Genomic DNA, 26,027 nt, shown 5'->3' with positions numbered 1-26,027 from the left:
CAGAAAAGGAAGCCATCATGACCATACATATTGCCAACGCGCCGTGCAGCTGGGGCGTCGATGATCCCAAAAACCCTTACCTGCCGCCGTGGCCCAAGGTGCTGGAAGAAGCGGCGACGGCCGGTTATAAAAGCATTGAACTGGGCCCGTGGAGCTATCTGCCGACCCGGGCCGATGAACTTAGCGCCGCGCTGAATAAACAGGGGCTGTCGCTGGTTGCCGGAACGATCTTCGACGATCTGGTCAGCGAAGAGAACTTCGCGAATATTGTCGAACTGACGCATAACCTCTGCCGCAATCTGTCGCAGGTGCCGTCAGCGGAAAAGACGCCGGGTAACCCCTTCCAGCCGCCTTATCTGGTCATTATTGATTTCGGCAATCCGCAGCGGGCGAAATATGCCGGACGCGGCGAGCTGGCCCCCCGTCTGTCACCCGCCGACTGGCAGCGGATGATCGACCACATTATCACTATCAGCAAACTGGCGTGGCAGGAGTACGGCGTGCGTCCGGTTATCCATCCTCACGCCGGCGGCTGCATCGAGTTTGCCGATGAAATCGACCTGCTGGCGACGCAGATTCCCCATGAGGTGGCCGGTTTGTGTCTCGACACTGGCCACCTCTACTATTCGGGCATGGACCCCATCAGCTGGCTGGATCGCCATTTTGACCGCCTTGATTACCTGCATTTTAAAGATGTTGACCCGCAGGTGTTCGAGAGCGTGATTTCCCGCGGCATCGACTTCTTCTCGGCTTGTGCGGAGGGGGTGATGTGCCCGCTTGGCAGCGGCGCCATTGACTATCCGGCGGTGCGCGCCTTTCTCGACAAGCGCGGCTATCAGGGCTGGATCACCATTGAGCAAGAGCGCGATCCGCGCAACGTCGAGGGCAGCCTGCAGGCGGTCACGGAAAGCCTGCGCTACCTGCGATCCGTTGGGTTTTAATCGGGAGAAAACAAATGATTAACGGTATTAAACCTGTAGGCCGCTCCTTACGCTGGGGCATGGTGGGCGGCGGCGGAAGCAGCCAGATTGGCTATATTCACCGCTCCGCGGCGCTGCGCGACGGATCGTTTACCCTGCTGGCCGGGGCTTTTGATATTGATGCAGAGCGCGGGCGCGAGTTTGGCCAGCAGCTGGGCGTGGACGTCGGGCGCTGTTACCCCGACTACGAAACCTTGTTTCGCGAAGAAGCGGCGCGGGAAGACGGCATTGAAGCGGTTTCTATCGCCACGCCGAATAACACCCACTACGCCATTTGTCGCGCGGCGCTTGAGGCCGGACTGCATGTGGTCTGCGAAAAACCGCTCTGTTTTACCGGCGAAGAGGCCGATGCGCTGGTGGCCCTGAGCGAAAAACAGCGCAAAATCATCGGCGTCACCTACGGCTACGCCGGGCATCAGTTGATTCTGCAGGCTCGGCAGATGATTGAACAGGGGCTGCTGGGCGAGATCCGCATCATCAATATGCAGTTCGCCCACGGTTTCCATAACCAGCCGGTAGAGCAGGATAACCCCAGCACCCGCTGGCGGGTGGACCCGAAATTTGTTGGTCCCAGCTACGTGCTAGGCGATCTGGCCACCCACCCGCTGTTCCTGGCGGAGACCATGGCGCCGAAGCTTAATATCACTCGCCTGATGTGCTCCCGCCAGAGTTTTGTCAAAAGCCGTGCACCGCTGGAGGATAACGCGCATGTGCTGATGGAGTACGACAACGGCGCCGTAGGGTCGATGTGGTGCTCGGCGGTCAACAGCGGCTCAATGCACGGACAGAAAGTCCGCATCGTCGGGGAGAAAGCTAGCCTGGAGTGGTGGGATGAACAGCCGAACCAGCTGCGCTACGAAATTCAGGGCGAGCCGGTACGCATCCTCGAACGCGGTATGCCCTATCTTGACCCGCTGGCCCTGCAGGACGACCGGATTGGCGGCGGCCATCCCGAAGGGCTGTTTGAGGCCTGGTCGAATCTGTATCGCCGCTTTGCCATTGCCATGGATGCAACCGACCGTCGCGATTCGGCCTTGCTGGAAAACTTCTGGTATCCGGATGCCAAAGCCGGGGCGCTCGGCGTGCATTGGGTAGAGAGCTGCGTACGTTCAGCAGACAACGGGGCCAGCTGGGTAGAGTTTCACTGATCCTCTGATAATACGCGCCCGGTAAGGCGTCAGCCGCCACCGGGCGCAAACGATGCGCAATAGCCATTTCTTGAGATATTTAAAAGTGACAACGTCACCTATCCCCGGCAAATTCACAGCATTGTAATCAAAAAGGGAATGTCGTATAACAGGGGCCAAACCGAGGGGTGTCCCGTGAGGGCTGAGATGGCGTAAGCCGAACCCTTTGAACCTGATCTGGGTCATGCCAGCGAAGGGACGGGTCGGCATTTCCGCCAGTTTTGCGCCATTGCCTGTTCACACTTCATTCAGCACGCCCGGATCTCCCTTGTTTCAGGAGGTCCTGTGATTCTTCCCGCGTTTACCCAGGGTATTTATGGCCGCCTGCGTCAGCAGGCCGGCGCCGACTGGCAGCACTACGTCGCCCACCCCTTCCTGCGCCAGCTCGCCGATGGCACCCTGCCCGAATCCGCCTTCCGCCGCTATCTGACGCAGGATTACCTGTTTCTGATCCATTTCGCCCGCAGCTACGCGCTGCTGGTCAGCAAGTTGCGTACCCTGGCGGAAATGCGCGTCGCCGCCGCGTCGATGAACGCCATTATTGACGAGCTGCCGCTGCACGTCGGCTACTGCAGGGAATGGGGACTGGATGAAGCGACGATGGCCGCCGAAGCGGAAGCCGTGGAAACCGTTAACTATACCCGCTACGTGCTGGACATCGGCCACTCCGGCGACGCCCTGGATCTGCTGGCGGCGCTGATGCCCTGCGTTGCCGGCTACGCGGAAATCGGCCTCGGCCTGCTGCACGATCCGGCGACCCGGCTGACCGCCAATCCTTATGCCTCCTGGATCCGCAACTACGGCGATGAGGGTTACCTGAACGGCGTCAATAACGCCATCGGTCTGCTGGAAACCCTCTGGCAGCAGCGCGGCGGCGAGGCGCGTTTCGCCGAACTCAGCGCTATTTTCACCACCGCCACGCGTCTGGAGGCTAACTTCTGGCAGATGGGCCTCAACGCCGTCGCGGAGCGCCCGGCGTGACGGCGCCCGGTATCCAGGTGCGCGGTCTGAGCCTGCGCTTTGGCGCGCGGCGGATATTCGACAATCTGACGTTCGCTATCCCCGGCGGCCAGTGGGTTTCGCTGCTGGGTGCCAGCGGCGCTGGAAAGACCAGCCTGTTGCGCATTATCGCCGGGTTGGCAAAAGCTACCGCCGGTGACGTTCGCGCCAGCGACGGGCAGCCAATAGATAAACGGCTGGCGTGGATGGGACAAAAAGATCTGCTTTATCCATGGTTAAGCGTGCGCGACAACGTCTCGCTTGGCGCGCGTCTGCGCGGAGAGCGCGTAGACCATCGGCGGGTTGCCGCGCTGTTACAGCAGGTTGGTCTTGAACACTGCGCCGGCGACCGCCCGGCCGCCCTCTCAGGCGGCATGCGCCAGCGTGCGGCGCTGGCGCGCACGCTCTATGAAGACCGCCCCATTGTGCTGATGGACGAACCTTTTTCCGCGCTCGATACCCTGACCCGCACGCGCATTCAGACCCTGGCCGCGGAACTCCTGGTGAACCGCACCGTCGTGCTGATTACCCACGACCCGATGGAAGCCTGCCGCCTGAGCCATCGTCTGCTGGTCCTTTCCCCCGCTCCCGGCGGGATTGACGACGCGCATCGCCTGTCCGGCATGCCGCCGCGCGCGCCGGACGATCCGGCGCTGTTGGCCAGCCAGGCGGAGCTGCTGCAACAGCTGATAAGGGCTAACGGATGAGCGCAAGACTGTTTCGCGCCGCCGTGGTGTTCTGCGGCCTGCTGCTGCTCTGGTGGCTGGCGAGCCGCAGCGGCATTCCCGCCTTTCTGCTGCCTTCACCCTCGGCGGTGGCAAGCGCTCTGTGGGTCAACCGCTCGTACCTCGGCGAACACACGCTGATCACATTGAGCGAGATCCTCAGCGGCCTCGTGCTTGGCGCCCTACTCGGCGTGACGCTGGCGCTGTGCATGATTGTCTCGCCGCGCCTTCAGCGCTGGCTGATGCCGCTGGTGCTGACCAGCCAGGCGATCCCGGTCTTTGCCCTCGCCCCGCTGCTGGTGCTGTGGTTCGGTTTTGGCATGGGCGCCAAGGTGATGATGGCGGTGCTGGTGATTTTCTTTCCCGTCACCTCGGCGTTTTTTGACGGTCTACGCCGGGTTAACCGCGACTATCTCGATCTGGCGCGCACCATGGGGGCCTCTTTTGGCGCACAGCTGCGCCACGTTCGCATGATGGCCGCCCTTCCGGCCCTTGGTTCCGGCCTGCGGATGGCCGCCGCCGTTGCCCCCATCGGGGCGATTATCGGCGAATGGGTCGGTTCAGCCGAAGGCCTGGGCTACGTGATGCTTAACGCCAACGCCCGCCTGCAAACCGATATCTGCTTCGCGGCCCTGTTTATTTTGGTGGTGCTGACCGTCCTGCTCTGGCTGGCGGTGGATGCTTTTTTACACCGGCTGATCGACTGGACGCCGGAATAACGATTTTAAACAGAAGGAATAACCATGCGTAAACATCTTTATAGCGGAATGGCCCTTGGCGTGCTGTTCAGCGGTCAGGCGCTGGCCAACGAGAAACTCACCCTGGTGCTGGACTGGTATATCAACCCCGATCATGCGCCGATCGTGGTGGCCGAACAGATCGGCGCCTTTAAAGAGGCGGGCCTGGACGTCAAAATCGTGCCGCCGTCAGACCCGGCGCTGCCGCCACGCTTAGTCGCCGCCCGCCAGGCGGACCTGGCGATTACCTACCAGCCGCAGGTCCATTTTTTTGCTGATGAAGGGCTGCCGCTGGTCCGCGTCGGCACCCTGATTAATTCACCGCTGAACACGGTGATCGCGCTGGATAAAAGCATCAAATCCCCCGCCGATCTGCAAGGCAAAAAAGTGGGTTACTCGGTGAGCGGTATCGAACAGGCGACGCTGGCCACCATGGCGCAGCACGCGCACATCGACCCCAAAAGCATCAAGCTCATCAACGTGAACTTCCAGCTGACCAGCGCCCTGCTGGCCGGCCAGGTCGATGCGGTCATCGGCGGCTATCGTAATATCGAAGCGCTGGAGCTGAAGCTACAGGGGAAAGATCCGCAGGTGATGAACGTCGAGGATTACGGCGTACCGGCCTACGACGAGCTGGTGATTGTCGCGAATCGTGATGAAGCAAACGCGCCGAAGATTAAGGCGTTCCTCAAGGCGCTGCAAAAAGGCGTCGCTTACCTGCGCGCCCATCCTCAGGAGACCTGGCAGGCGTTTGCCGCCGCGCATCCCGAGCTCAATACCGAACTGAACAAGCAGGCATGGCTGAAAACCCTTCCTCTGTTTGCCAGCGATCCGGCGGCGCTGGATAAACCTCGCTATGAAGCTTATGAACAGTTTTTATATAACAATAAGTTGGTGAAAAAAGTCACACCTTTAACGAATTATGCGGTTGAGCTGCATTGAGTCATGCCATTGCTGGCGGAAACTTTTCGCCAGCAATATCCGCGTAACGTTAATAAAAATCGAGAAACTTCCTCACTAATAATTACAATTTTAAAGGTCTTTCACCCCTTAAAATATTCATTTTAAATCAATCAATTAGGTTGATTTTCGCCAGTGTAAAAATAACGTAAATATACCTTAATCAATAAAACGTTGAATGCGTATCTAAAAAGCCATATATTGTGCCCGCTTTAATGCATGGCGATTCAATTTCTTACACCAATTTATTCAACCAGCGCTCAACCGTAACGCTGGTTGTGGGAGTGATATGATGACGGATAAAGTCCGTATTGATACTTTAGGCGCAGATTTATTAGATGCAAACAACGATACCTTTTTGGCCCGTCAGGCTGAATTCGAATCGAATGTCAGGAGCTACCCGCGCAAGCTGCCCCTTGCGATTACCAAAGCGGAAGGCGTCTGGCTGACCGATGCGGATAACAAACAGTATCTGGACTGCCTTGCCGGCGCCGGTACTCTGGCACTCGGCCACAACCATCCTGACGTGCTGCAGAGCATCCAAAGTGTCATTACCAGCGGCTTGCCGTTACATACTCTCGATCTGACGACACCGTTAAAAGATCGCTTCTCTGAATACCTGCTTTCCCTGCTGCCGGGCGAAGGCAAAGAATACTGCCTGCAGTTCACCGGTCCGTCCGGCGCTGATGCCGTGGAAGCGGCGCTGAAGCTGGCGAAAAAATACACCGGTCGCTCTTCCGTGATCAGCTTCTCCGGCGGCTATCACGGCATGACCCACGGCGCGCTGTCCGTCACCGGCAACCTGTCGCCAAAAGCGGCGGTTAACGGCATGATGCCGGAAGTGCAGTTTATGCCTTACCCGCACCAGTACCGCTGTCCGCTGGGTATCGGCGGCGAAGCCGGCGTGAAAGCGCTGACCTACTACTTCGAAAACCTGATCAACGACGTCGAAAGCGGCGTGCGTAAACCGGCGGCGGTGATCCTTGAAGCCGTTCAGGGTGAAGGCGGCGTGAACCCGGCTCCGGTCGAATGGCTGCAGCGCATCCGTAAAGTGACGCAGGAGCACGGCATTCTGCTGATCATCGATGAAGTTCAGGCTGGCTTTGCCCGTACCGGTAAATTCTTCGCCTTTGAACACGCTGGCATTGAGCCGGACATTATCGTGATGTCGAAAGCCGTTGGCGGCGGTCTGCCGCTGGCCGTTCTCGGTATCAAAAAGCAGTTCGACGCCTGGGAACCGGGTCACCACACCGGCACCTTCCGCGGCAACCAGCTGGCGATGGCCACCGGCCTGACCACCCTGCGCCACCTGAAAGATAATAAGATTGCGGATAAAACCGCCGCTCAGGGCGAATGGCTGAAAGGCAAGCTGGCCGAGATGCAGAAACGCTATCCGGTTATCGGCCACGTTCGCGGTCTGGGCCTGATGATCGGCATCGAGATCGTTAAACCGAACGAAGCGCCGGACCACATGGGCTGCTACCCGGCGGATGGCGAACTCTCCGCGCTGCTGCAGAAGAAATGCTTCGAAGCGGGTCTGATCCTCGAGCGCGGCGGCCGCCACGGCTGCGTGCTGCGCCTGCTGCCGTCCCTGCTGATCAGCAACGCTGAGCTGGAAATTTTCTTCGACAAATTTGAACAGGCCCTGCTGGCCGCCGGCGTAAAACCGGTCTGAGTGGAGTAAGTGACCGCAATGTCCAAATTGAATCCGATTCTTGCTGGTTCCGCGCAAAGTATTGATGCCTACCAGCAGGCGATCGCCCAGACCAGCCAGGCGGTAGCGCAGTGGTTGCAGCAGCCTGAAATGTATCAGGGGAAAAGCGTTGATGAACTGCGTGAGCGCATCACCCTTGATTTCAACGAACAGGGTCTGGGCAACCAGGCGGCGATTGAACGTGCGATCGAGTACTTCCTGAAAGACAGCCTGTCGGTACATCACCCGCAGTGCGTGGCGCATCTGCACTGCCCGAGCCTGGTGATTAGCCAGGCGGCGGAAGTGCTGATTAACGCCACCAACCAGAGTATGGACTCCTGGGACCAAAGCCCGTCAGCGACCATCATCGAGATCAAGCTGATTGAATGGCTGCGCGCCCAGGTCGGCTACGGCGCTGGCGATGCCGGCGTCTTCACCAGCGGCGGCACCCAGAGCAACATGATGGGCCTGATGCTGGCGCGCGATGCCTTCTTCGCCCGCCGGGGGCACTCCATCCAGCAGGATGGTCTGCCGGGCGATATTCGTCAGTACAAAGTGCTGTGTTCAGAAAACGCCCACTTCTCGGTGCAGAAGAATATGGCGCTGATGGGCCTCGGCTACCGCTCCGTGACGCTGGTGAAAACCGACGAATTCGCGCGGATGGACGTGGCGGATCTGAAAGCGAAAATCGCCGAGGCGCAGGCTAACGGCGAGCAGATTATGGCGATCGTCGCCACCGCCGGCACCACCGATGCGGGGGCGATTGACCCGCTGCGCGAGATTGCGGCCGTCGCGGCAGAGCACCAGATCTGGCTGCACGTCGACGCGGCCTGGGGCGGCGCGCTGCTGATGTCCGAGAAGTATCGCGACCGTCTGGACGGCATTGAGTTAGTGGACTCCATCACCCTGGATTTCCACAAGCAGTTCTTCCAGACCATCAGCTGCGGCGCGTTTCTGTTAAAAGAAGCCCGCCACTATGAGCTGATGCGCTATCAGGCGGCCTATCTGAACTCCGAGTTCGATGAAGAGCACGGCGTACCGAACCTGGTGTCCAAATCGCTGCAGACCACCCGCCGCTTCGACGCGCTGAAGCTATGGATGGGTCTGGAAGCGCTGGGCCAGAAGCAGTACGCGGAAATCATCGATCACGGCGTGACGATGGCGCTGAACGTGGCGGATTACGTCGCAACGCAGCCGACGCTGGAGCTGGTCATGCAGCCGCAGCTGGCGAGCGTGTTGTTCCGTTCGCGTCCGCAGCAGATGGCGGGCAGCGACGATGCCGCGATCGCCCTGCTCAACCAGCGGGTTGGCGATGCGCTGCTGGCTTCCGGCCGCGCTAACGTCGGCGTGACCGAGCACAACGGCGTCACCTGCCTGAAGCTGACGCTGCTGAACCCGATCGTGACGTTAGAGGACGTGAAGGTGCTGCTGAGCCTGGTCGAGCGTACCGCCCAGGAGCTGCTGGCGCAGTAAGTTCGTTCTCGCACTAACCTCGAAAGCCGATAACTCACCTTATCGGCTTTTTTTATTGGGTTTGGTCCTGAATTTGTGACGTTGTCACTCTATTTCCCGGAGGCGGTGCTGCGCACCTGTCGGGCTACAGGTTCACAGCCATCATCGGGCCGGTAGCCCGGACAGGCGCCCCTGGCGCCGCCTCCGGGATGTACTTGTATTCGAAATGCGCGCCATAAGCGTGTATCGACTCTCCTTTCCGATACACGGTGATACAAACAGCCCGTCACCCCAGATAACGCGCCGCCGGTTCAGATTGCGCAAAGCCGGGCAGCATGGCCTGACGCGTCGCGTTAAGCGCCTGCCACTGCGTTTCATCATGCAGCGGCGGAATAGTCACCGATTCGCGGCGGTCGAACCCCACCAGGGCGGCATCGACCAGTTTATCCACCTCCATGACGCCGGGAATGGTATCCACATCTTTGCCGCTGTGCTGCCAAATCTCGGTGCGCGTCGCCGCCGGCAGTACCGCCTGGACGTATACGCCTTTCGCGTTCAGCTCAACATCGAGCCCCTGCGAGAGAAACAGCACAAAGGCTTTCGTGGCGCCGTATACGGTCAACCCCATTTCCGGACCCAGCCCAACGACCGACGCGATGTTGACAATCGCCCCCTCTCCGGCTTCGGCCAGACGCGGCGCGATGGCGTTCGCCAGGCGAGCCACTGAGGTCACGTTGAGGGTAATCAGGCGAGTGATATCGTCGCTGCTCTGGTGGAGGAAATCACCGGGAATCGAGGTACCGGCATTATTGACCAGAATCCCAATACGCGCGTCTTCCCGCAGGCGCTGCTCCACGGCGATGATGTCGCTATCCTGGGTTAAGTCGGCCTGCAGGATGTCGACCTGAACACCGGTTTCACCGCGCAGTCGCTCGGCCAGCGCCGTCAGACGCTCGCGGTTACGCGCGACCAGCACCAGGTCGTGGCCGCGGCGGGCAAAACGTTCGGCATAGACTGCGCCAATTCCGGTCGATGCGCCGGTTACCAGTACCGCTGATTTGCTGCTCATAGATGCACTCCTGAATTTATACATGATGACTGTCATGTATAATGGCACGGGTTGGGTATACTGTAAATAATGTTATATGATGGTCATCATAAATAATTTCGCAGCAGGACGACGCCATGAGAGTGAGCAGAAAACAGGTTGAAGAGAATAAGCAGACAATCCTGACCGCCGCCGGACGCTTGTTTCGCGAGCGGGGTTTTGACGCGGTCACGGTCACCGATATTATGAAATCAGCCGGTCTGACCCACGGCGGATTTTATGGCTACTTTAAATCGAAGGATGACCTGATCGCCCAAACCCTCGCGGAACTGAAGATCGAAAGCGAGACGACGGAAAACGACTTCGCGTCGCGCGTTGAACGCTATCTCTCCCCCGAACACCGGGATAATTTTGCCAACGGCTGCCCGCTGGCTGCGCTGGCGGCGGAGACCATCCGCCAGTCCGAACCCGCGCGCGATGAAATGACCGCCCGGCTGCGGCAGCACATAGACCAGCTCAGTGAAGCGATGGATGATCAAGACGCTGAAGCCCGCCGTCGCGCGGCGATTGGCAGCTGGTCGGCCATGGTCGGCGCGTTAATTTTGGCGCGGATGACCGCGGATTCGGCGTTTTCCGACGAAATCCTGGCTGAAACGGCGGCCTGGCTCGCGGAAAAACAGCGCTAACGTTAAGCCAGGTTCAGATCCGGCTGCAGGTAGCCTGCGACAAAGCGGGTCAAAATCGCCGAGGCCACCGGGCTCTCCGCAACGTCACGACTCAGCCTGTCCGGGTCAACCCCCTCGTTGCGCAGCGCCGACTGACGGAACGCGATCAGCGAGCGGGCAATCGCCGGGGTGATCTCCGGATGAAACTGCGTAGATACGGCATGCGCGCCGTAGCGCACAATCTGGTGCGGATCGTGCTGCGACGAGGCCAGCACCGTCGCCCCCGGCGGTAATCGGGTGACCGTTTGCATATGCGTGAGGTGCGCGCTGAACGGCGCCGGGTGGTCAGCCAGCAGACGATCCGTCAGGCCGTGTGCGGACAGTGAAATGGTTTTACTTCCCGCTTCGCGTCCGGCTGGATGGTAGTCCACCTCGCCGCCCAGCGCGTGCGCCATTAGCTGATGCCCGTAGCAGACGCCAAACAGCGGCATCTCTATCGCCATCGCCTCGCGGATCCATGCGGCGGTCATTTCGCTCCACGGCAGGCGCTCCGTGACCATATCCCAGGAGCCGGTAATCACCGCCACGGTATTATTGTCCGGCGCGGGAAGCGGCTCGCCGGCATACACCCGCGCCACGCTGATTTTATTGCGCCACGGCGCCAGCAGATTGCCAAACCAGAGGGGAAGATCGCCGTGGTCGGAGACGATTTCATCCGGCGGAGTCCCGGTCTGGACAAGAAGAAGGGTATTTCGGCTTAACGACATCAGAGCGCCTTTTTCACAGCAACACAGAACGCTACTATGCGCAAAAGCGCCGGCGGCGGCAAATAACCAATCCGCCAACGCTTATGCTCTCAACGAATAACCGCTACTGCGCGTCGGCGCTCTCCACCTGCGGCACCGTCGAGGCCGCGCCCTGTACCGCCGGCGCGTTGGCCGGGTCGAAGATATGGTCGAGGATGGCGCGCGCCGTCGGTCCCGCTACCACGCCATCGCCGCCGCCGTTCTCCAGAATCAGCGCCATCGCCACCTTCGGATGCTGATACGGCGCAAACAGGGTGTAGAAGATATGGTCGCGCAGGCGCACCGGGATCATTTTCGCGTTATAGGTCTGGTTCTCCTTCAGGCTGAACACCTGGGACGTCCCGGACTTGGCGGCGATCTGGTACGGCGCGGTATGGAACAGCTTATAGCCGGTGCCGTTTGGCAGGTTCGCCATGCCGTACATGCCGTTGCGCACCACGCCCCAGTAAGGCGAGCGCGGATCGCCAACCTGCGGCAGATCCTGCGGCGGCTGATAGCGCTCAACCTTATTCCCCTGTTTCATGGAGTAAAGCAGATGTGGGTTTTGCACTTTGCCGTTGTTAATCAGGGTCGTCAGCGCCTTGACCATCTGGATCGGCGTGGCAATCCAGTAGCCCTGGCCGATACCGACGGAAATGGTATCGCCCTGATACCACGGTTTTTTATGCACCCGCTGTTTCCACTCCCGGCTCGGCAGCACCCCGGCATACTCTTCGTTAAGATCGATGCCAGTTGACTGACCGTAACCGAACTTGCTGAGCCACTCGTGAATACGGTCGATACCCATCTCAAACGCAACCTGATAGAAGAAGGTGTCCGCCGATTCTTCTATCGCTTTGGTGACGTTAAGCATGCCGTGGCCGCTCTTCAGCCAGTCGCGGTAGCGGCGCTGGGTTCCCGGCAGCGTCCAGGTCGGCGCGCCGAAGAAGGAGGTGGTTGGCGTGATAACGCCCGCCGATAGCGCCGACAGCGCCATGTAGGGTTTCACCGTCGACGCGGGCGGATAGAGACCCTGGGTGACCCGGTTAATCAGCGGCCGGTCCGGGTTATCGAGCAGCGAACGGTAGGCCTGATAGCCGATGCCCCTGACAAAGGGATTGGGATCGTAGCTGGGGCTCGACACCATGGCCAGCACGCCTCCATCGCGCGGATCGACGGCCACCACCGCCGCGCGCTGCCCCTTCAGTACCGACTCGATATACTGCTGCAGGTGCAGATCCAGCGTCAGGTAGATGTTCTTCCCGGCCACCGGCGGCACCTCTTTCAGCAGGCGCACCACCCGCCCGTGGTTATCCACCTCGACCTCCTGATATCCGGTGGTGCCGTGCAGCGCTTTCTCGTAGTAGCCTTCGATACCCTGCTTGCCGATATTATGGTCGGCGGCGTAGTTCTCCTCTTCCCCCGCTTTGGCCAGCTTTTGCAGATCGCTGTTGTTGATTTTCGATACGTAGCCAACCACGTGCGCCAGTTCGGCCCCGTAGGGGTATGCGCGCTGCTGGTAGCTCTCCACCGTGACGCCGGGGAAATGAAACTCATTGACCGCAAAACGCGCCACTTCAACATCGCTCAGGTCCGCTTTTAAGGTCACCTCTTTATAGCGGCTGTTGTGGTGCATATCGTCGCGAAAATCGGCGATATCCTGCGGGGTTAAATCGACGATCGGCGTCAGCTGCTGCAGCAGCGCCGTCATATCGGCGATTTTGCTCGGGATCACCTGCAAACGGTAGAGGGTAATATTTTGTACCAGCGGGATACCGTTGCGGTCGAAAATCAGCCCCCGGCTCGGCGCGATGGGCAGCATTTTAATGTCGTTCTGGTTTGAACGCGTCTGATAAAAATCGTGCTGATCGACCTGCAAACGGTAAAGATTAAGGATCAGGATGGCAAAGCAGACCACCACCAGTAGAAACGCAATGACGGCTCGGCGGATAAATAGCATCTCTTCCGCTGAATGGTCGCGAATTTCATCTCTCATTAGGGACATTAGCGGTCATATACCTGGGTTACAAAGGGCCTGAAAAAGGAAAAGCGGGGAAGAATAGCGTTATCGCAGCGGGAGCCCTATCGAAAGGTTGCTAATGATTTGGCAGAAATGTTTCAGCATGTTAGAAACGTGACGTCGTCACAAAAATCACCTCCCTCGGGACTTCGACGGAGGTGATGATGTCCTAGCGCGCCAGCCAGGCGCGCCAGCCGCCGTAGGCGGTAATCTCCGTGGCTTCGCCTAATCCTTCGGCTTCGCAAATAAAGCCCGTTAACCGGCGTCCGTCGGCAAGCTCAACTTTCCCTAAGCCCAGCGGCGCGGGAATGGCCGCCAGCAGCGAACCGACCTCCGCGCTGGGTAGCTCCCACACTTCAACCGCAATCGCCGCCCCGCCGCTCTCATCGCGAACCATTGCCGGGCGCTTACCGTCCGCGAGGGCGTACAAACGATAGTGCGGCGCGCTGCGGGTTTCCTGCAGCAGCTGGCCGCCCCGCGCCAGCAGCTGATCGTTTAGCGGCAGGCCGGCAAGATGCGCGCCGCAAACAACCAGCGCCATCCGGTCATGACCGGCTGCGCGTTCGGGCGGCGGGGTTTCCAGCCGCGTCCCGCCGGCCAGCGGCAGCCGCTCCGCTCGCTGAAACGCGTCGGCCAGGCTGAGCAAATACTGGTCGGTAAATGCCCGGCCAAACAGGGTAACGCCGGAGGGCAAGCCGTCCGGCATAAATCCGCACGGCACGCTCACCGCGGCGTAGTCCAGCAGGTTCATAAAGTTGGTGTAATACCCGAGATCGGCGTTGCGCGCGATCGGTTCCGCTTGCAGCTCGTCGAGCGTCACCGGACGCGGATAGGTTGGCGTCAGCACGCAGTCGAGGGTCTCGAGGATCGCGTCGCACCGGGCTTTGTACTGCTGTAGCTGATAAATCGCCTTAAAGGTCGCCGTGGCGTCGGTATCCGGCGCTTTCGCCAGCACCTCGCGAATGACCGGCAGCACCGCCTCCGGCTGCCGCGCCATCAACGGGCCGACTACCGCGTAACGTTCGGCGACCCACGGTCCGTCATACAGCAGTCGGGCTGCCGCCAGAAACGGCGCGAATTCGATCTCAACCGCCACCCCACCCAGCGCCGTCAGCCGCTGCCGGGCCTGGGTAAACAGACGCTCGCTTGCGCTGCAGCCGAGGAAATTCAGCTCGCGCGGAACGCCAAAACGAAAACCGGCTGCCGGCCTGCCGAACGCCTGACGGCTGTTCCACTGCGGATTATGGCGGCTCCAGGCATCCAACGGATCGTACTGCGCGACCAGCGCCAGCAGCTGGCTCGCCTCGTCGGCGGTGGCGCTGAAAAAGGTCACACAGTCTAACGTACGGCAGGCGGGCACGACCCCAGCGGTGGAGATCAGCCCTTTCGTGGCCTTCAGACCCACCAGGTTATTCAGCCCCGCCGGGACGCGGCCGCTGCCGGCGGTGTCCGTTCCCAGCGAGAAGCTGGCGACGCCCAGCGCCACCGCCAGCGCGGAACCGGCGCTGGAGCCCCCGGATGGGTAATCTGCAAGATAGCCGTTGCGGCAAGCACCGTACGGCGAGCGGGTACCGTTCAGGCCGGTGGCGAACTGATCGAGATTGGTTTTACCGACCGGCACCGCCCCCAGCGCGATCAGCTGAGCGACAATCGTCGCGCTCTGCTCCGCCCGGTAAGCAAACGCCGGGCAGGCGGCGGTGGTGATAATCTCCGCCAAATCGATATTGTCTTTGATGGCGAACGGCACGCCGTATAGCGGCAGCTCGGTCGGCGAGAGGCCTTCCAGCGCCGCCAGAAGCGGCTCCTGCTCCTCTTCGCTCAGGATATGGATAAATAAGCGGAATTCGGGGTTCAGCGCCTGCGCCCGCTGGCGCACTTCCGCCAGCAGACGGCGCGGGGTGGTTTTGCCGTTGCGATAGTCTGCCGCCAGGGTCGCCAGGCGTAAATCAAACGTCTGCTGCATCATGCCTTCTCCTCAATAATCACCGCCACCCGCTGCCCGGCGCGCACCGCGCTGCCCGGCTGCACGTGAACCTGTTGAATAACGCCGTCGCAGGGGGCCAGCAGCGGGATCTCCATCTTCATCGACTCCAGAACGACCAGCACATCCCCCGCGCGAACCCGACTGCCTGCCGCGGTTTGTACCTGCCATAAGTTGCCGGAAATCGGGCTCTCCACCCCCTGCTCGCCCTGACGCAGCGGCGCGTCGCCGCCCTCATCCACGGCGCCCTCCTGGCTGTCGAAATGGGCCTGGCCGCTGGCTATCCAGCGATCGCGTTCGGCGTTAAACGCCCGCTGCTGATGCTCGCGAAACGCGCCGATGCTGTGCGCTTCGCGGTGGAGAAACTGCTGGTATTCCGCCAGCCGCAGCGTGCTGTTCTCAATGCGCAGCGGGTAGCGTCCGAGCGGAAAATCGCGGCGAATTTGCAGCAGCTCTTCGGCCGAAACCGGATAGAAACGCAATTGGTCGAAGAAACGCAGCAGCCAGGGTTTGCCGGCAAAATCCGCCACGTCGTGGTAGCGATTCCACATTTGCAAGGTCCGGCCAACGAACTGATAGCCGCCGGGTCCCTCCATGCCGTAGACGCACAGATAGGCCCCGCCGATGCCGACCGAGTTTTCCGCCGTCCAGGTGCGCGCCGGGTTGTACTTGGTAGTGACCAGGCGATGGCGCGGGTCGAGCGGCGTCGCCACCGGCGCGCCGAGATAAACATCGCCCAGCCCCATGACCAGATAGCTGGCGTCAAACACCGTATTCCATACCGCCTGCTCGTCAGGCAGATCGTTAATCCGGCGGATAAACTCAAGGTTGCTCGGGCACCACGGCGCGTCCTGGCGTACGGTGGTCATGTATTTATCGATCGCCTTGCGGCAGGCCGGGTCGTCCCAGGAGAGCGGCAGATACACCACGCGCGTCGGCACCTGCAGATCGTCGCTCAGGCATACCGTGGACCACTCGCCGCGCACCCGGGCCAGCAGCGTCTCCAGGGGCAGGGTTTCCGGCTGGAAATGAATTTGCAGCGAGCGGATCCCCGGCGTGATATCAATCACGCCTTCTGCGGATTGCGCCTCCAGGGCCTGCATCAGGGCATGAATGCGGAAACGCAGCACCAGATCCAGCTCCGGCTCCCCGGCTTCCAGCAGCAGGTGGGTATCGCCGGAAAGGCGCGCCACCAGGCGTTTATCCGCCTCGCCGCAGGTCATGACGACAGGCGACGTCAGCGGCGCGGGCTGCCAGGCTATCGCCTGGTGACTTAGGGTCGTCAGTTCGGCGCGCCGCCCTTGTGCCAGCCGCCGGGCGGTGGGTAAATCTACCGCCACGAAACGTACTTTGTCCCCGGCCTTGAGCTGGCCTAACTGCCAGAGGTCGGCTTCAATAACGGTGACCGGGCAGACGAAACCGCCGAGGCTCGGCCCGTCCGGCCCGAGGATCACCGGCATATCGCCGGTAAAATCGACCGCGCCCACCGCGTAAGGATTATCGTGAATATTCGACGGATGCAGTCCCGCTTCGCCGCCGCTGTCGCGGGCCCACAGCGGCTTGGGTCCAATCAGGCGCACGCCGGTGCGGCTGGAGTTAAAATGAACCTCCCAGTCGGTGGCGAAAAAAGTCGCGATATACGCCGGCGTAAAAAACTCCGGCGCGCCGTGGGGGCCATAAATCACCCGCAGCGTCCGTACCTGCGCAAGCGCCGTGCGGAGCGCGGCGGGCAGTTGATCCCCGACTCTGGCGGCGGCGCGCGGCGCCAGATGCAGCACGTCGCCGCCGCGCAGCGCCCGTCCGCCGTGGCCGCCAAACTGGCCGAGGGTAAAGGTGCTTTTACTGCCCAAATAGTCCGGCACCTGAATACCGCCGCTCAGGCAGAGATAGCTTCTGACCCCCGCGCCGTTTATCGCGCCCAGCTTCAGCGTCGCCCCCGCCGGAATGGTAAAAACGCGGTCCAGAGGCTGGTCAACGCCATCGAGCGTCACCGCCAGCGGCGCGCCGCACACCACCGCCTGAACGTCGGTATTAAATTTCAGGGTCGGCCCGTTGAGGGTGATTTCCAGCGCGGCCTCTCCCTCGGCATTACCCAGCAGACGGTTGCCGAGACGCAGGGCGCGATCGTCCATCGGCCCCGACGGCGGTACGCCCACCGCCCAGTACCCGAGACGTCCCGGATAGTCCTGCACGCTGGTCTGGGTCCCGGCGCTCAGCACCTCCACGGTGGCCGCCCGGTAGCGCAGCTGCTCAAGGCAGCGGGTCCAGGGCTCGCCTTCGGTAAACGGCGCAAAGCCAAGAATTTGCAGCAGGTACAGGCGGTTGGTTTCTACGCCGTACAGGCGGGTCTCCGCCAGCGCCTGCGCCAGGCCGGCGATAGCCTCATCGCGGCTGGGGCGCCAGGCGATCGTTTTCGCCAGCATCGGGTCGAAAAACGGCGGCACTTCGCAGCCGGCTTCCACCCAGCGGTCGATACGCAGGGCGGCGCCGTCCGCCGGTGGAAAGATGGCTTCCGTTAGCAGTCCGGGAGACGGCTGAAACTGCCGTCCCGGATCCTCGGCGTAAAGCCGCGCCTGAATAGCATGCCCCTGAGGCCGTAACCCGGCGGCCAGCACGTCTAGCGGGGGTAAATCGCCCGCCGCCAGCTCAATCATCCAGCGCACCAGATCAACGCCCCACACCTGCTCGGTGACGCCGTGTTCAACCTGCAGCCGGGTATTCACTTCGAGGAAATAAAACTGCCGCGCCGTGCTGTCATAGACGAACTCCACCGTGCCGGCGCTGCGGTAGCTCACCGCTTTACCCAGCGCGATAGCCGCCGCGCATAGCGCCTGCGCGGTGCCTTCCGGCAGATTCGGCGCGGGCGTCTCTTCAATCACTTTCTGGTTACGCCGCTGTACCGAACAGTCGCGCACCCCGAGGGCGATAACGTCCCCCCGCCCGTCGCCGAAGATTTGCACCTCCAGATGGCGGGCGCGTTCGATATATTTTTCGAGAAATACGCCGGCGTCGCTGAAGTTGTTTTGCCCCAGCCGCTGCACCGTGGCGAACGCCTCCGTCAGCTCACGAGCGTCGCGGCAGACGCGCATGCCGATCCCGCCGCCGCCGGCGGTGCTTTTAAGCATCACCGGATAGCCCACCGCCTCCGCCGCCCGGCAGGCTTCGTCGCTGTCGGCCAGCAGTTCGCTGCCCTCCAGCAGCGGCACGCCCTCGGCTTTGGCTAAGGCGCGGGCGGTATGCTTCAGGCCGAAGACGCGCAGCTGCCGCGGGGTTGGGCCGACAAAGGCCAGCCCCGCCGCTTCGCAGGCCTCGGCGAAGGCCGCGTTCTCCGACAGAAAGCCGTAGCCGGGGTGGATCGCCCGGGCGCCGCTCTGCTGCGCGGCGGCAATGATCTTCTCCGTGGCCAGATAGGTTTGCGCCGCCGGGCCGTCGCCGAGGCTGAGGGCTTCATCGGCGTCGCGGATATGCAGACTGCTCAGGTCGGCTTCGGAATAGACGGCGACGCCCTTCACCTGCATCGCGCGCAGGGTGCGCAGAATGCGGCAGGCAATCGCGCCGCGGTTGGCAATCAGTAAGGTATCAAACATAAGCGGAACTCACAGGGTCGCGGGTCGTCCCGCAAAAATTCGATGTTCCCCTGAGGTCGTCCCCGGGGTGAACCGGCGCTTAAGGTTTGCGCGTCGGCGTACTGTTCAGGCGATCGGCGCGGACGGCGAAGAGCCGAAAGGCCAACAGGCGCCAGCGCTGCCAGCGGGTCAGTTCCATACCAGCACCTCGGCGGGCGTGGGGTTCCAGCCGTTGCAGGGATTGTTCAACTGCGGACAGTTGGAAATCAGCACCACGGCGCTGCACTCGGCGCGCAGCTCAACGTATTTCCCCGCCGCCGATATGCCGTCCTCAAAGGTCAGACCGCCTTCCGGGGTGACCGGGACGTTCATAAAAAAGTTGATGTTGGCGCCGATATCGCGCTTGTGCAGGCGACCATCGTGCAGGCAGGCGCAAAGGAAATTATCCCGGCAGCTGTGCATATAGCGTTTATCCTGGGCGTAGCGCACGGTGTTGCTCTCCTGGGCGCAGGCGCCGCCGAGGGTATCGTGGCGACCGCAGGTATCAGCAACGATGGTCAGCAGCGGATTGCCCAGATTGGAATAGAGCACGCTGCCGGTGGTCAGATAGGCATTGCCCTGGCGGCGCAGCGTGCGCTGCGGATCGTAGCGTTCGCGGGGGTTATCGGCGTTGTAAAACAGAGTATCGATGGCCTGGTTGCCTTCGAGGTCTAGCAGGCGCAGGGTTTGCCCTTTTTGTACCTCAAACAGCCAGGGTTCCCCTGCCGGGATCACATGGCGATAGACGGCATCTTCAGGACGACGGTTACTGGTGATAAGACGCATCGCAGCCTCCTTACAGGGCAAAAAGTTGGGTGTTGAGGAACGCGCGCTGGTTTTCATCGCGAGTAAAGAGCGCTTCCGCGGTCGCCTGCGCATCGTCGGCCTGGTACCAGCTGAGCTGAATCGGCCGCGGGGCGTATTCCGCGGCCGGGTCCTGGGGATGCGGCAGCGCGGTCAGTACCATGAGGACATCCATCGGCGCAAACAGCTCAACGTAATCTCCGGCGCGGCTGTTGCCGGGGATAAAGCGGAAACTGCCGTCCTCATCGACGGTCACTTTGCTGAAGAAGTTAACCACCATCAGCAGGTCTTCCAGGCCCAGATCCCACTTGCCCATCTCGACCAGCAGGTTATCGACGCCGTTGCGATAGAAGCCGTTGCGCAGCTCCTGGTAGCGTCCTGCGCCATATTTTTCACGCGTCTCATCGGCGTTGAGCACCCCGCCGAACGGGTCGTGCCAGCCGCAGCTGTCGGCAACGATCCCGGCCAGGACGCGCCCCATATCGGAGTAGAAACAGTGCCCGGCGGTCAGGCGCGCGGTATGCTGGCCCTTGAGGGTGTCCGGCAGATTCAGGCGCTCGCTCTTCTCGTGGGGATTAAGCATCATCATGCTGACGTTGGCCCCGCCGTCGATATCGGTCAGGCGCAGGATCTGACCTTTGCGCAAAATTAACGAGGTGTGCGCCCCGCCGGGGAGCCGCTCTTCGCGCAGGCTGGGGGAGGAGTGAAAAAGTGCGGTCATCAAACTATCTCCTTAATGCGTAAACGTTATTGTCGCTGCCGGTCGTCAGCTGCGACATCCGCGCTTCATTGAGCGGGATATCGTAGGTAATGCGCGCCCCCCAGGCGTTGGGCGCCTGCGGATCAATGCGCACTTTGTCGAAAACCAGCAGCCGGGTGCCAAGGTTGAAGCCTTCCGCAAGGTCGTGGGTGACCATAAAAACCGTCATCCGGGTTTCGCTCCATAGCTGGAGCAGCAGCCCGTGCATATCCTTGCGGATCCCAGGGTCCAGCGCGCCGAAGGGTTCATCGAGCAGCAGCACGCGCGGCTGCATCACGAACGCCTGGGCAATCGCCAGCCTCTGCTGCATCCCGCCGGAGAGCTGCGCCGGGTATTTATCCAGCGCGTGCCCCAGCCCGACTTTCTCCAGCATCCTCCGCGCCCGTTCGCGGGCGTCGCGTTTCCTGCCGGCAAACAGCCGGCCAAACAGCGGTGACGCCGGAAGTTCAAGACCTATGGCGACGTTATCCAGCACGTTGAGATGCGGGAAAACCGAATAACGCTGAAACACCACGCCGCGGCTGCGGTCCGGCTCCGCCGCCAGCGGCTGGCCGTCGAGGGTGATTTCGCCGCGAGTCGGCTTTTCCTGGCCGAGCAGCAGACGTAAAAAGGTTGATTTGCCGCAGCCGGACGCGCCGACCATCGAACAGAACTCGCCCTCTTTCACCTGCAAATTGATGCGCTCCAGCACCACGTGATCGCCATACTCCTGCCAGATATTTTTGATGTCGATAAAACTCATGCCCGACCTCCTTCCGCCCACGGGAAACAGGCTTTGTGCAGCTGGCGCAGAGCCAGATCCATCAGCCACGCCAGCAGCGTTATCCAGATGACGTAAGGAATAATCACGTCCATCGCCATATAGCGGCGAACGAGGAATATGCGATAGCCGAGCCCGGCGGTGGCGGAGATGGCCTCGGCGGAGATCAAAAATAGCCACGCGGAGCCCAGCAGCAGGCGCAGGGAGGTGATCAGCCGCGATAGCAGCTGCGGCAGCACCACCCGCAGCACCACCGTCCAGCTATTGGCGCCGAGGGTTTGCGCTTTGATAAACAGCTCCGCCGGGATTTCCCGCGCCCGCTGTTCAAGGTCGCGCGCCAGCATCGGCGTAATGCCGATGACGATGAGCATCACTTTTGACAGCTCATCCAGGCCGAAGACAATAAACAGCACCGGCAGGATCGCCAGCGGCGGGATCATCGATACCACGGTCATCAGCGGCGACAGCGCCGCGCGGTACATCGGGAACACGCCGGCGGCGATGCCGATGCCCAGGCCAATCAGCGAAGAGAACGCCAGGCCAATCAGCAGGCGGCCCAGGCTAATCAGCGTATCGGCCCACAGCAGATACTCACCACTGCGTTTATCCGGCGTGAACGCCATCCGGTCAATGGCCGCGATCATCTGCGACAGGCCGGGCAGCAGCTTATCCTGCGGATTGGCTTCCAGCCGCACCGCCGAACCGATAAACCAGGCGGCGACCAGCAGGACAAAGGGCAACAGCATCAGCGTCAGGCGCATACCCTGCCGGGGATAGCGGTTAATGTGGCGCATGGCGTGGACTCCCGGAGTCAATCATTACAGCTTGCCCGCCGCGGCCAGCTTCAGATAGCTGTCGTCAAAGCGCAGCTTGCTGTTCGCGGTATCGCCGACGGTGACGCCGCCGGGGAAGGTCATGCCGATAAAGTCGGCGCTCTGCGCGCCCTCGCCCAGCAGCCCTTTATCAAAGGAGAACTGCGCCACCCGCTGCATGGTTTTGGCCAGCTCCGGCGAGGAGATAAACGTCAGGGTGTCGGCAGGCGTCCAGAACAGATGGGTCGTTTTTAGCTGCGCCTGGTAACCGGCGAGATCGGTGCCGGAGTCGGCGGCCATCGCGTTTAGCGCCTCGGTATCGCCGGCCCGCATTTTGGTCATCATCTCGAACCAGGCGCCGGTCAGGGCTTTGCCCAGCGCCGGGTTATCTTTCAGCGTCTGAGTATTCACCACCATCATGTCGATCAGCTCGCCGGGAACCTGCGAAGAGCTAAAGACTTCCGTGGTTTGCGGCGTCTTTTTGATAACCGAAAGCTGCGGATTCCAGGCCACCGCCGCGCGTACGCCGCTGGTGCCAAAGGCCGAGACGATATCCGCATCCGAGGTATTGACCACTTTGACGTCTTTTTCCTGCAGTCCGGCTTTTTCCAGGCCGCGAACCAGCAGGTAGTGCGATACCGAAAGCTCCGGGAGATACACCGCCATCCCTTTCAGATCGCTGAGCTTTTTATTCGCCCCCTTCAGTACCACGCCGTCGTTGCCGTCGGAGTAGCTGCCGGTAATCAGCGCCGTCGTGTCAACGCCGCCCGCCGCCGGAATGGTCAGGGCATCCATGTTGGTCATGGTGCAGCCGTCAAACTGGCCCGCGGTATACTGGTTGATGGACTCGATGTAGTCGTTTAGCTGAACGATATTGATTTTGATGCCGTATTTACTGGCCCACTTATCGATGATTTTTTCGTTGCTGATGGTGCCCCAGGGCATCCATCCGGCGTAGATAGTCCAGCAGACGTTGAACTCTTTTTTGACGGCGGCAAACGATGGGACGCTGGCCAGCAGCGCCAGCGACAGAATTAGAGAGCGGAGGAGCGGCGGTGTCTTCATGGTGGACCTCTGGTTAGCACGGGAAACGGGGGCAGCGCGACACCCAACGGTGCTGCTGTCTCCCGGGCTTTTGTCCCGCCGTGTAACCTCGCAGAGGTCGCCAGCTCTCGGACCAGACGTTCACCTGAGTGAACCGGAACCCTAGCCAGCTATTGTGTTATCTCAATTGTCTGTTGCGCTGCCTTCTGACGAGGAGTTTGCAAGGTCTATGCCAGGCGCGCAGAGCGCGTAAACTCAGCCATGCGACGACAGGCGTCGCCGCGATTCCCAATAATGGGGAGTGATGATGGGGCATTGCATGGATTTGGTGCGCTCGCCGTGAAGGAGGAGCGCGGTCGGGATAATACTAACGCGCTTTTTCGCTGACCGTCATAGTGAACCGCGTGACCGCATCCCCGGCGTTAGCGTAGCTATGCGGGGCGTCGGTGCGCGCCACGGCGGACTCTCCGGCGACAATCACATAGCTCGCGTCGTTGACCGTCAGGGTTAAGGCGCCCTCGGTCACGAAAAGCAGTTCTGTCGTGCCATCGCCGTGCCCCGGCGAGGTAAAAATCTCACCGGGATAGAGACTCCATTGCCAGAGCTCCACCATATCCGGTCCGCTGGTACCGGCAAGCAGCCGTGCATGACCGCCCCGCTCGCCCTGCCATAGGGTGGGAATATCGCTTGCGGCCATCACCTTGACCGGCGGCGCGGCGGCGACGTTGACAAAATCGGCCACGGATACGCCCAGCGCCGAGGCCAGACGGCACAACAGCGCGATGCTCGGATTGGCCCGGCAGGCTTCAATGTCTACCAGCATGCCTTTACTGACCCCCGCGCGTCGCGACAGCTCATCAAGGGAGATCTTCTTTTCCGCCCGGTAGCGTTTAAGGCGCGCCGCAACGGCTTCATTGATCATGGCGGCATCGGCGCCCGCATCGGTCGTTATATTGACTTTATTGGTCATCGGTCGATATTATGCTTTAAAATGGTCGTTACAGGATTATCCAATGAATAGCGTATTACCGTCAATCAGCCCGCAGGTCTCCGCGCTGGCCCCCGGCTTTCGCGCCCTGAGCATTGATGTTGTTTCCGCCGCCGTACGCGCTCCCCAGGTCGGGTCCGATGCGCTCCGCTCCGCCTGCAAAGCGGTTCTCGCCGGCGAGCCGCAGTGGGCGGAGGCGCACCTGCAGGCCTGGAGCGAAGTATTCCGCGCCTTTGGCGCAAAACCTAAAAGGACCCCCTGCTCGGCTGAAGCCTTGCGCAAACGGGTGCTGCGCGATGGCGAGATGGCCGCGCTCGATCCTATCGTCGATCTCTATAACGCGGTAAGCCTGCGCTACGCCGTGCCGGTCGGCGGCGAAAACCTGGCGGCGTATGTTGGCGTGCCGCAGCTCAAGATCGCGGACGGCAGCGAGCCGTTCGATACCGTTAAAGAAGGACAGACGGTCGACGAATACCCCGACGCGGGAGAAGTGGTCTGGGGCGACGATCGCGGCGTGACCTGCCGACGCTGGAACTGGAGGCAGGGAGTCCGTACTCGCCTGAGCGTGGAGAGTCCGCGGATGTGGTTTATTCTTGAAAGCCTGCCGGAAATGCCGCTTAGCGCGCTGCAGGAGGCGGGAGAGATGCTGTGCAACGGTCTGCTGGAGATGATGCCGGAAGCCACGATCCGCTCGCGGCTGATTGGCCCGGGGGCTTAATCCCCTTCCGCTGCGCCCGGCAGCGCTATGCTACCGGGCAGAGCGATTACTTCCGCGCTTCGAAGGCAATTTTCACCGCCATCCCCGCCAGTACCGTCGCCATCAGCCAGCGCTGAAACTGCTGCCACAACGGGCGCCCCGCGAGAAACAGCGACACCTGCCCGGCCATCATCACAATCAGCGCGTTAACCGCCACGCTAATTATCGCCTGGGTAAATCCCAGTACCAGCGACTGCGCAAGGATGCTGCCGTGTCCGGGAGAGATAAACTGCGGCAGCAATGAGAGGTACATAATAGCGATTTTAGGGTTCGCCAGATTAGTGATAAAGCCCATCAAAAACAGCTTACGGCCGCTATCGGCGGGCAGATCCCGCACCGCAAAAACCGAGCGCCCGCCGGGCCTCACCGCCTGCCAGGCCAGATAAAGCAGATAGACAACGCCGCTGATGCGCAAGACGTCATAAGCATAGGGCACGGCGAAGATCAGCGCGGTAATACCGAACGCCGCGCACAGCATATAAAAGACAAACCCCAGCGCCACCCCGCCGAGGGAGACCAGCCCGGCCCTTCTTCCCTGGCAAAGTGAGCGCGAAATCAGATAGATCATATTCGGCCCCGGGGTCAGCACCAGGCCAAGGGCCACCAGAGCGAAGGTCAGCAGCGACGAAATCTCAGGCATAGCGTATCTCCATACAGTGAAGTGATGCCCAGGCGCGCGGCGGCGGCAACCATGCTCCCCGACAGTGATCTGTCTAAAGCGCCAGTCACATGGTGACGAACAGTATGGCCGCGGTTGGCGATGCGCGACAACTCACCTGAACAGGTGGGCGGTCTATCGCTTCTCTGCGGCTTTTGCCGCCGTGCCGGAGCGATAAATAAAGAACAGCGCCAGCCCCAGACAAACGATCGCCCCCAGCCGCCCCGGCGAAAAGGTAATGGCGTCATTACCCAGCCAGCCAAAGTTATCGATTAGCAAGCTCATGGCCAGTTGGCCAAAAATCACCGCCACCGTGGCCGCCGCGGTACCAATACGCTGCACCGCCACCACCATAATCACGATATAGGGGACGCCGCAAAATGCCCCCAGCAGCTGCCATTTCGGCACATCCAGCAGCGTCGTCGTCTGGTGGGGCGCAAAGTAGAAAATCAGCAGCGCGGTGATCAACGCGCCCACGGAGAAAGTGAGAAACGCGCTACGAAATACGCCTACCTGACTGCCCAAACGACCGTTAATCGCCGCCTGCATGCTCAACATCGCGCCGCCGGCCAGCGCCAGCAAAATCATTATGCTACTCATCTTAACT

The 26,027-nt window shown here is 61.1% G+C and carries 23 protein-coding genes and 3 riboswitches; of the genes, 10 read left to right on the top strand and 13 right to left on the bottom strand.

The window, feature by feature from the left end:
• Positions 1-17 precede the first annotated feature (17 nt).
• From BWI76_RS14050 to BWI76_RS14015, 8 genes are all read left to right on the top strand, one after another.
• Positions 18-941, top strand: a complete 924-nt coding sequence (locus BWI76_RS14050) for a sugar phosphate isomerase/epimerase family protein (RefSeq protein WP_004137162.1) — start codon at positions 18-20, stop codon at positions 939-941.
• A gap of 14 nt (positions 942-955) precedes the next feature.
• Positions 956-2,128, top strand: coding sequence for a Gfo/Idh/MocA family protein (locus BWI76_RS14045; RefSeq protein WP_004137164.1), 1,173 nt, complete (start codon positions 956-958; stop codon positions 2,126-2,128).
• 153 nt (positions 2,129-2,281) lie between these two features.
• Positions 2,282-2,383, top strand: a riboswitch (TPP riboswitch).
• A gap of 69 nt (positions 2,384-2,452) precedes the next feature.
• Positions 2,453-3,148, top strand: coding sequence for a TenA family protein (locus tag BWI76_RS14040; protein WP_024358187.1), 696 nt, complete (start codon positions 2,453-2,455; stop codon positions 3,146-3,148).
• Complete coding sequence (locus BWI76_RS14035) at positions 3,145-3,873, top strand: ABC transporter ATP-binding protein (RefSeq protein WP_024358188.1); 729 nt, start codon at positions 3,145-3,147, stop codon at positions 3,871-3,873. Before BWI76_RS14040 ends, BWI76_RS14035 begins: the two co-directional genes overlap by 4 nt.
• Positions 3,870-4,610: an ABC transporter permease gene (locus tag BWI76_RS14030; protein ID WP_004137174.1), complete on the top strand. Its 741-nt coding sequence runs from the start codon at positions 3,870-3,872 to the stop codon at positions 4,608-4,610. Before BWI76_RS14035 ends, BWI76_RS14030 begins: the two co-directional genes overlap by 4 nt.
• A 24-nt stretch (positions 4,611-4,634) precedes the next feature.
• A complete protein-coding gene (locus BWI76_RS14025) occupies positions 4,635-5,570 on the top strand; it encodes an ABC transporter substrate-binding protein (RefSeq protein WP_004137175.1) in 936 nt (311 codons plus the stop codon).
• Positions 5,571-5,877: 307 nt separating this feature from the next.
• Entirely contained in the window at positions 5,878-7,263 is a 1,386-nt protein-coding gene (locus BWI76_RS14020) for a diaminobutyrate--2-oxoglutarate transaminase (RefSeq protein ID WP_024358191.1), read from the top strand.
• A 9-nt stretch (positions 7,264-7,272) separates the two neighbouring features.
• Complete coding sequence (locus BWI76_RS14015) at positions 7,273-8,754, top strand: pyridoxal phosphate-dependent decarboxylase family protein (RefSeq protein ID WP_162626001.1); 1,482 nt, start codon at positions 7,273-7,275, stop codon at positions 8,752-8,754.
• Between the two features lie 265 nt (positions 8,755-9,019).
• On the opposite strand, the gene BWI76_RS14010 is transcribed toward BWI76_RS14015, so the two are convergent.
• Positions 9,020-9,802: an SDR family NAD(P)-dependent oxidoreductase gene (locus BWI76_RS14010; protein ID WP_004137997.1), complete on the bottom strand. Its 783-nt coding sequence runs from the start codon at positions 9,800-9,802 to the stop codon at positions 9,020-9,022.
• A 116-nt stretch (positions 9,803-9,918) separates the two neighbouring features.
• Here BWI76_RS14010 and BWI76_RS14005 point away from each other — a divergent pair, with 116 nt between their 5' ends.
• Positions 9,919-10,467, top strand: coding sequence for a TetR/AcrR family transcriptional regulator (locus BWI76_RS14005; RefSeq protein ID WP_004137999.1), 549 nt, complete (start codon positions 9,919-9,921; stop codon positions 10,465-10,467).
• A gap of 2 nt (positions 10,468-10,469) precedes the next feature.
• On the opposite strand, the gene BWI76_RS14000 is transcribed toward BWI76_RS14005, so the two are convergent.
• From BWI76_RS14000 to BWI76_RS13955, 10 genes are all read right to left on the bottom strand, one after another.
• On the bottom strand, positions 10,470-11,213 hold the full coding sequence (locus tag BWI76_RS14000; protein WP_049090385.1) for a glutamine amidotransferase: 744 nt from the start codon (positions 11,211-11,213) through the stop codon (positions 10,470-10,472).
• A gap of 103 nt (positions 11,214-11,316) precedes the next feature.
• A complete protein-coding gene (mrdA, locus tag BWI76_RS13995) occupies positions 11,317-13,236 on the bottom strand; it encodes a penicillin-binding protein 2 (RefSeq protein ID WP_004138002.1) in 1,920 nt (639 codons plus the stop codon).
• Between the two features lie 184 nt (positions 13,237-13,420).
• Entirely contained in the window at positions 13,421-15,217 is a 1,797-nt protein-coding gene (atzF, locus tag BWI76_RS13990; RefSeq protein WP_064371759.1) for an allophanate hydrolase, read from the bottom strand.
• Positions 15,214-18,819: an urea carboxylase gene (gene uca / locus BWI76_RS13985; RefSeq protein WP_064371758.1), complete on the bottom strand. Its 3,606-nt coding sequence runs from the start codon at positions 18,817-18,819 to the stop codon at positions 15,214-15,216. The genes atzF and uca overlap by 4 nt, the downstream gene beginning before the upstream one ends.
• 168 nt (positions 18,820-18,987) lie before the next feature.
• Positions 18,988-19,623: an urea amidolyase associated protein UAAP2 gene (locus tag BWI76_RS13980; protein ID WP_004138008.1), complete on the bottom strand. Its 636-nt coding sequence runs from the start codon at positions 19,621-19,623 to the stop codon at positions 18,988-18,990.
• A 10-nt stretch (positions 19,624-19,633) separates the two neighbouring features.
• Entirely contained in the window at positions 19,634-20,362 is a 729-nt protein-coding gene (locus tag BWI76_RS13975; RefSeq protein WP_064342652.1) for an urea amidolyase associated protein UAAP1, read from the bottom strand.
• Between the two features lie 4 nt (positions 20,363-20,366).
• The gene (locus BWI76_RS13970) at positions 20,367-21,143 is read right to left on the bottom strand and encodes an ABC transporter ATP-binding protein (RefSeq protein WP_004138010.1); all 777 of its coding nucleotides are present in this window, start codon (positions 21,141-21,143) and stop codon (positions 20,367-20,369) included.
• Entirely contained in the window at positions 21,140-21,955 is an 816-nt protein-coding gene (locus BWI76_RS13965) for an ABC transporter permease (protein WP_004138011.1), read from the bottom strand. The genes BWI76_RS13970 and BWI76_RS13965 overlap by 4 nt, the downstream gene beginning before the upstream one ends.
• 24 nt (positions 21,956-21,979) lie before the next feature.
• Positions 21,980-23,038, bottom strand: coding sequence for a putative urea ABC transporter substrate-binding protein (locus BWI76_RS13960; protein WP_004138013.1), 1,059 nt, complete (start codon positions 23,036-23,038; stop codon positions 21,980-21,982).
• A 57-nt stretch (positions 23,039-23,095) separates the two neighbouring features.
• A riboswitch (guanidine-I (ykkC/yxkD leader) is annotated at positions 23,096-23,194 on the bottom strand.
• A gap of 190 nt (positions 23,195-23,384) precedes the next feature.
• Positions 23,385-23,987 carry a helix-turn-helix domain-containing protein gene (locus BWI76_RS13955; protein WP_004138015.1) on the bottom strand — a complete coding sequence of 201 codons (603 nt, stop codon included), beginning with the start codon at positions 23,985-23,987 and terminating at the stop codon, positions 23,385-23,387.
• Positions 23,988-24,030: 43 nt separating this feature from the next.
• On the opposite strand from BWI76_RS13955, the gene BWI76_RS13950 reads away from it, so the two are divergent.
• Entirely contained in the window at positions 24,031-24,723 is a 693-nt protein-coding gene (locus BWI76_RS13950) for a B3/4 domain-containing protein (RefSeq protein WP_049086086.1), read from the top strand.
• A gap of 46 nt (positions 24,724-24,769) precedes the next feature.
• On the opposite strand, the gene BWI76_RS13945 is transcribed toward BWI76_RS13950, so the two are convergent.
• Together BWI76_RS13945 and BWI76_RS13940 are read right to left on the bottom strand one after the other, a co-directional pair.
• Positions 24,770-25,402, bottom strand: coding sequence for a LysE family translocator (locus BWI76_RS13945; RefSeq protein ID WP_004138018.1), 633 nt, complete (start codon positions 25,400-25,402; stop codon positions 24,770-24,772).
• Positions 25,403-25,421: 19 nt separating this feature from the next.
• Positions 25,422-25,501, bottom strand: a riboswitch (ZMP/ZTP riboswitch).
• Between the two features lie 54 nt (positions 25,502-25,555).
• Positions 25,556-26,020: a DMT family transporter gene (locus BWI76_RS13940; RefSeq protein ID WP_024358203.1), complete on the bottom strand. Its 465-nt coding sequence runs from the start codon at positions 26,018-26,020 to the stop codon at positions 25,556-25,558.
• Positions 26,021-26,027: the final 7 nt, after the last annotated feature.

This window comes from Klebsiella sp. M5al (assembly GCF_002090195.1).
Classification (GTDB): Bacteria; Pseudomonadota; Gammaproteobacteria; order Enterobacterales; family Enterobacteriaceae; genus Klebsiella; species Klebsiella grimontii.
Note: the sequence above shows the minus strand (reverse complement) of the source record. Positions and strands in the feature narration are given on the sequence as shown.

What these genes read in the sequence shown, in the direction of transcription:
- BWI76_RS14050 (WP_004137162.1), top strand. Translation starts at nt 18, where the DNA reads ATGACCATACATATTGCCAACGCGCCGTGCAGCTGGGGCGTCGATGAT.
- BWI76_RS14045 (WP_004137164.1), top strand. Translation starts at nt 956, where the DNA reads ATGATTAACGGTATTAAACCTGTAGGCCGCTCCTTACGCTGGGGCATG.
- BWI76_RS14030 (WP_004137174.1), top strand. Translation starts at nt 3,870, where the DNA reads ATGAGCGCAAGACTGTTTCGCGCCGCCGTGGTGTTCTGCGGCCTGCTG.
- BWI76_RS14025 (WP_004137175.1), top strand. Translation starts at nt 4,635, where the DNA reads ATGCGTAAACATCTTTATAGCGGAATGGCCCTTGGCGTGCTGTTCAGC.
- BWI76_RS14020 (WP_024358191.1), top strand. Translation starts at nt 5,878, where the DNA reads ATGATGACGGATAAAGTCCGTATTGATACTTTAGGCGCAGATTTATTA.
- BWI76_RS14010 (WP_004137997.1), bottom strand. Translation starts at nt 9,802, where the DNA reads ATGAGCAGCAAATCAGCGGTACTGGTAACCGGCGCATCGACCGGAATT.
- BWI76_RS14005 (WP_004137999.1), top strand. Translation starts at nt 9,919, where the DNA reads ATGAGAGTGAGCAGAAAACAGGTTGAAGAGAATAAGCAGACAATCCTG.
- BWI76_RS14000 (WP_049090385.1), bottom strand. Translation starts at nt 11,213, where the DNA reads ATGTCGTTAAGCCGAAATACCCTTCTTCTTGTCCAGACCGGGACTCCG.
- mrdA (WP_004138002.1), bottom strand. Translation starts at nt 13,236, where the DNA reads ATGTCCCTAATGAGAGATGAAATTCGCGACCATTCAGCGGAAGAGATG.
- atzF (WP_064371759.1), bottom strand. Translation starts at nt 15,217, where the DNA reads ATGATGCAGCAGACGTTTGATTTACGCCTGGCGACCCTGGCGGCAGAC.
- uca (WP_064371758.1), bottom strand. Translation starts at nt 18,819, where the DNA reads ATGTTTGATACCTTACTGATTGCCAACCGCGGCGCGATTGCCTGCCGC.
- BWI76_RS13980 (WP_004138008.1), bottom strand. Translation starts at nt 19,623, where the DNA reads ATGCGTCTTATCACCAGTAACCGTCGTCCTGAAGATGCCGTCTATCGC.
- BWI76_RS13975 (WP_064342652.1), bottom strand. Translation starts at nt 20,362, where the DNA reads ATGACCGCACTTTTTCACTCCTCCCCCAGCCTGCGCGAAGAGCGGCTC.
- BWI76_RS13970 (WP_004138010.1), bottom strand. Translation starts at nt 21,143, where the DNA reads ATGAGTTTTATCGACATCAAAAATATCTGGCAGGAGTATGGCGATCAC.
- BWI76_RS13965 (WP_004138011.1), bottom strand. Translation starts at nt 21,955, where the DNA reads ATGCGCCACATTAACCGCTATCCCCGGCAGGGTATGCGCCTGACGCTG.
- BWI76_RS13960 (WP_004138013.1), bottom strand. Translation starts at nt 23,038, where the DNA reads ATGAAGACACCGCCGCTCCTCCGCTCTCTAATTCTGTCGCTGGCGCTG.
- BWI76_RS13955 (WP_004138015.1), bottom strand. Translation starts at nt 23,987, where the DNA reads ATGACCAATAAAGTCAATATAACGACCGATGCGGGCGCCGATGCCGCC.
- BWI76_RS13950 (WP_049086086.1), top strand. Translation starts at nt 24,031, where the DNA reads ATGAATAGCGTATTACCGTCAATCAGCCCGCAGGTCTCCGCGCTGGCC.
- BWI76_RS13945 (WP_004138018.1), bottom strand. Translation starts at nt 25,402, where the DNA reads ATGCCTGAGATTTCGTCGCTGCTGACCTTCGCTCTGGTGGCCCTTGGC.
- BWI76_RS13940 (WP_024358203.1), bottom strand. Translation starts at nt 26,020, where the DNA reads ATGAGTAGCATAATGATTTTGCTGGCGCTGGCCGGCGGCGCGATGTTG.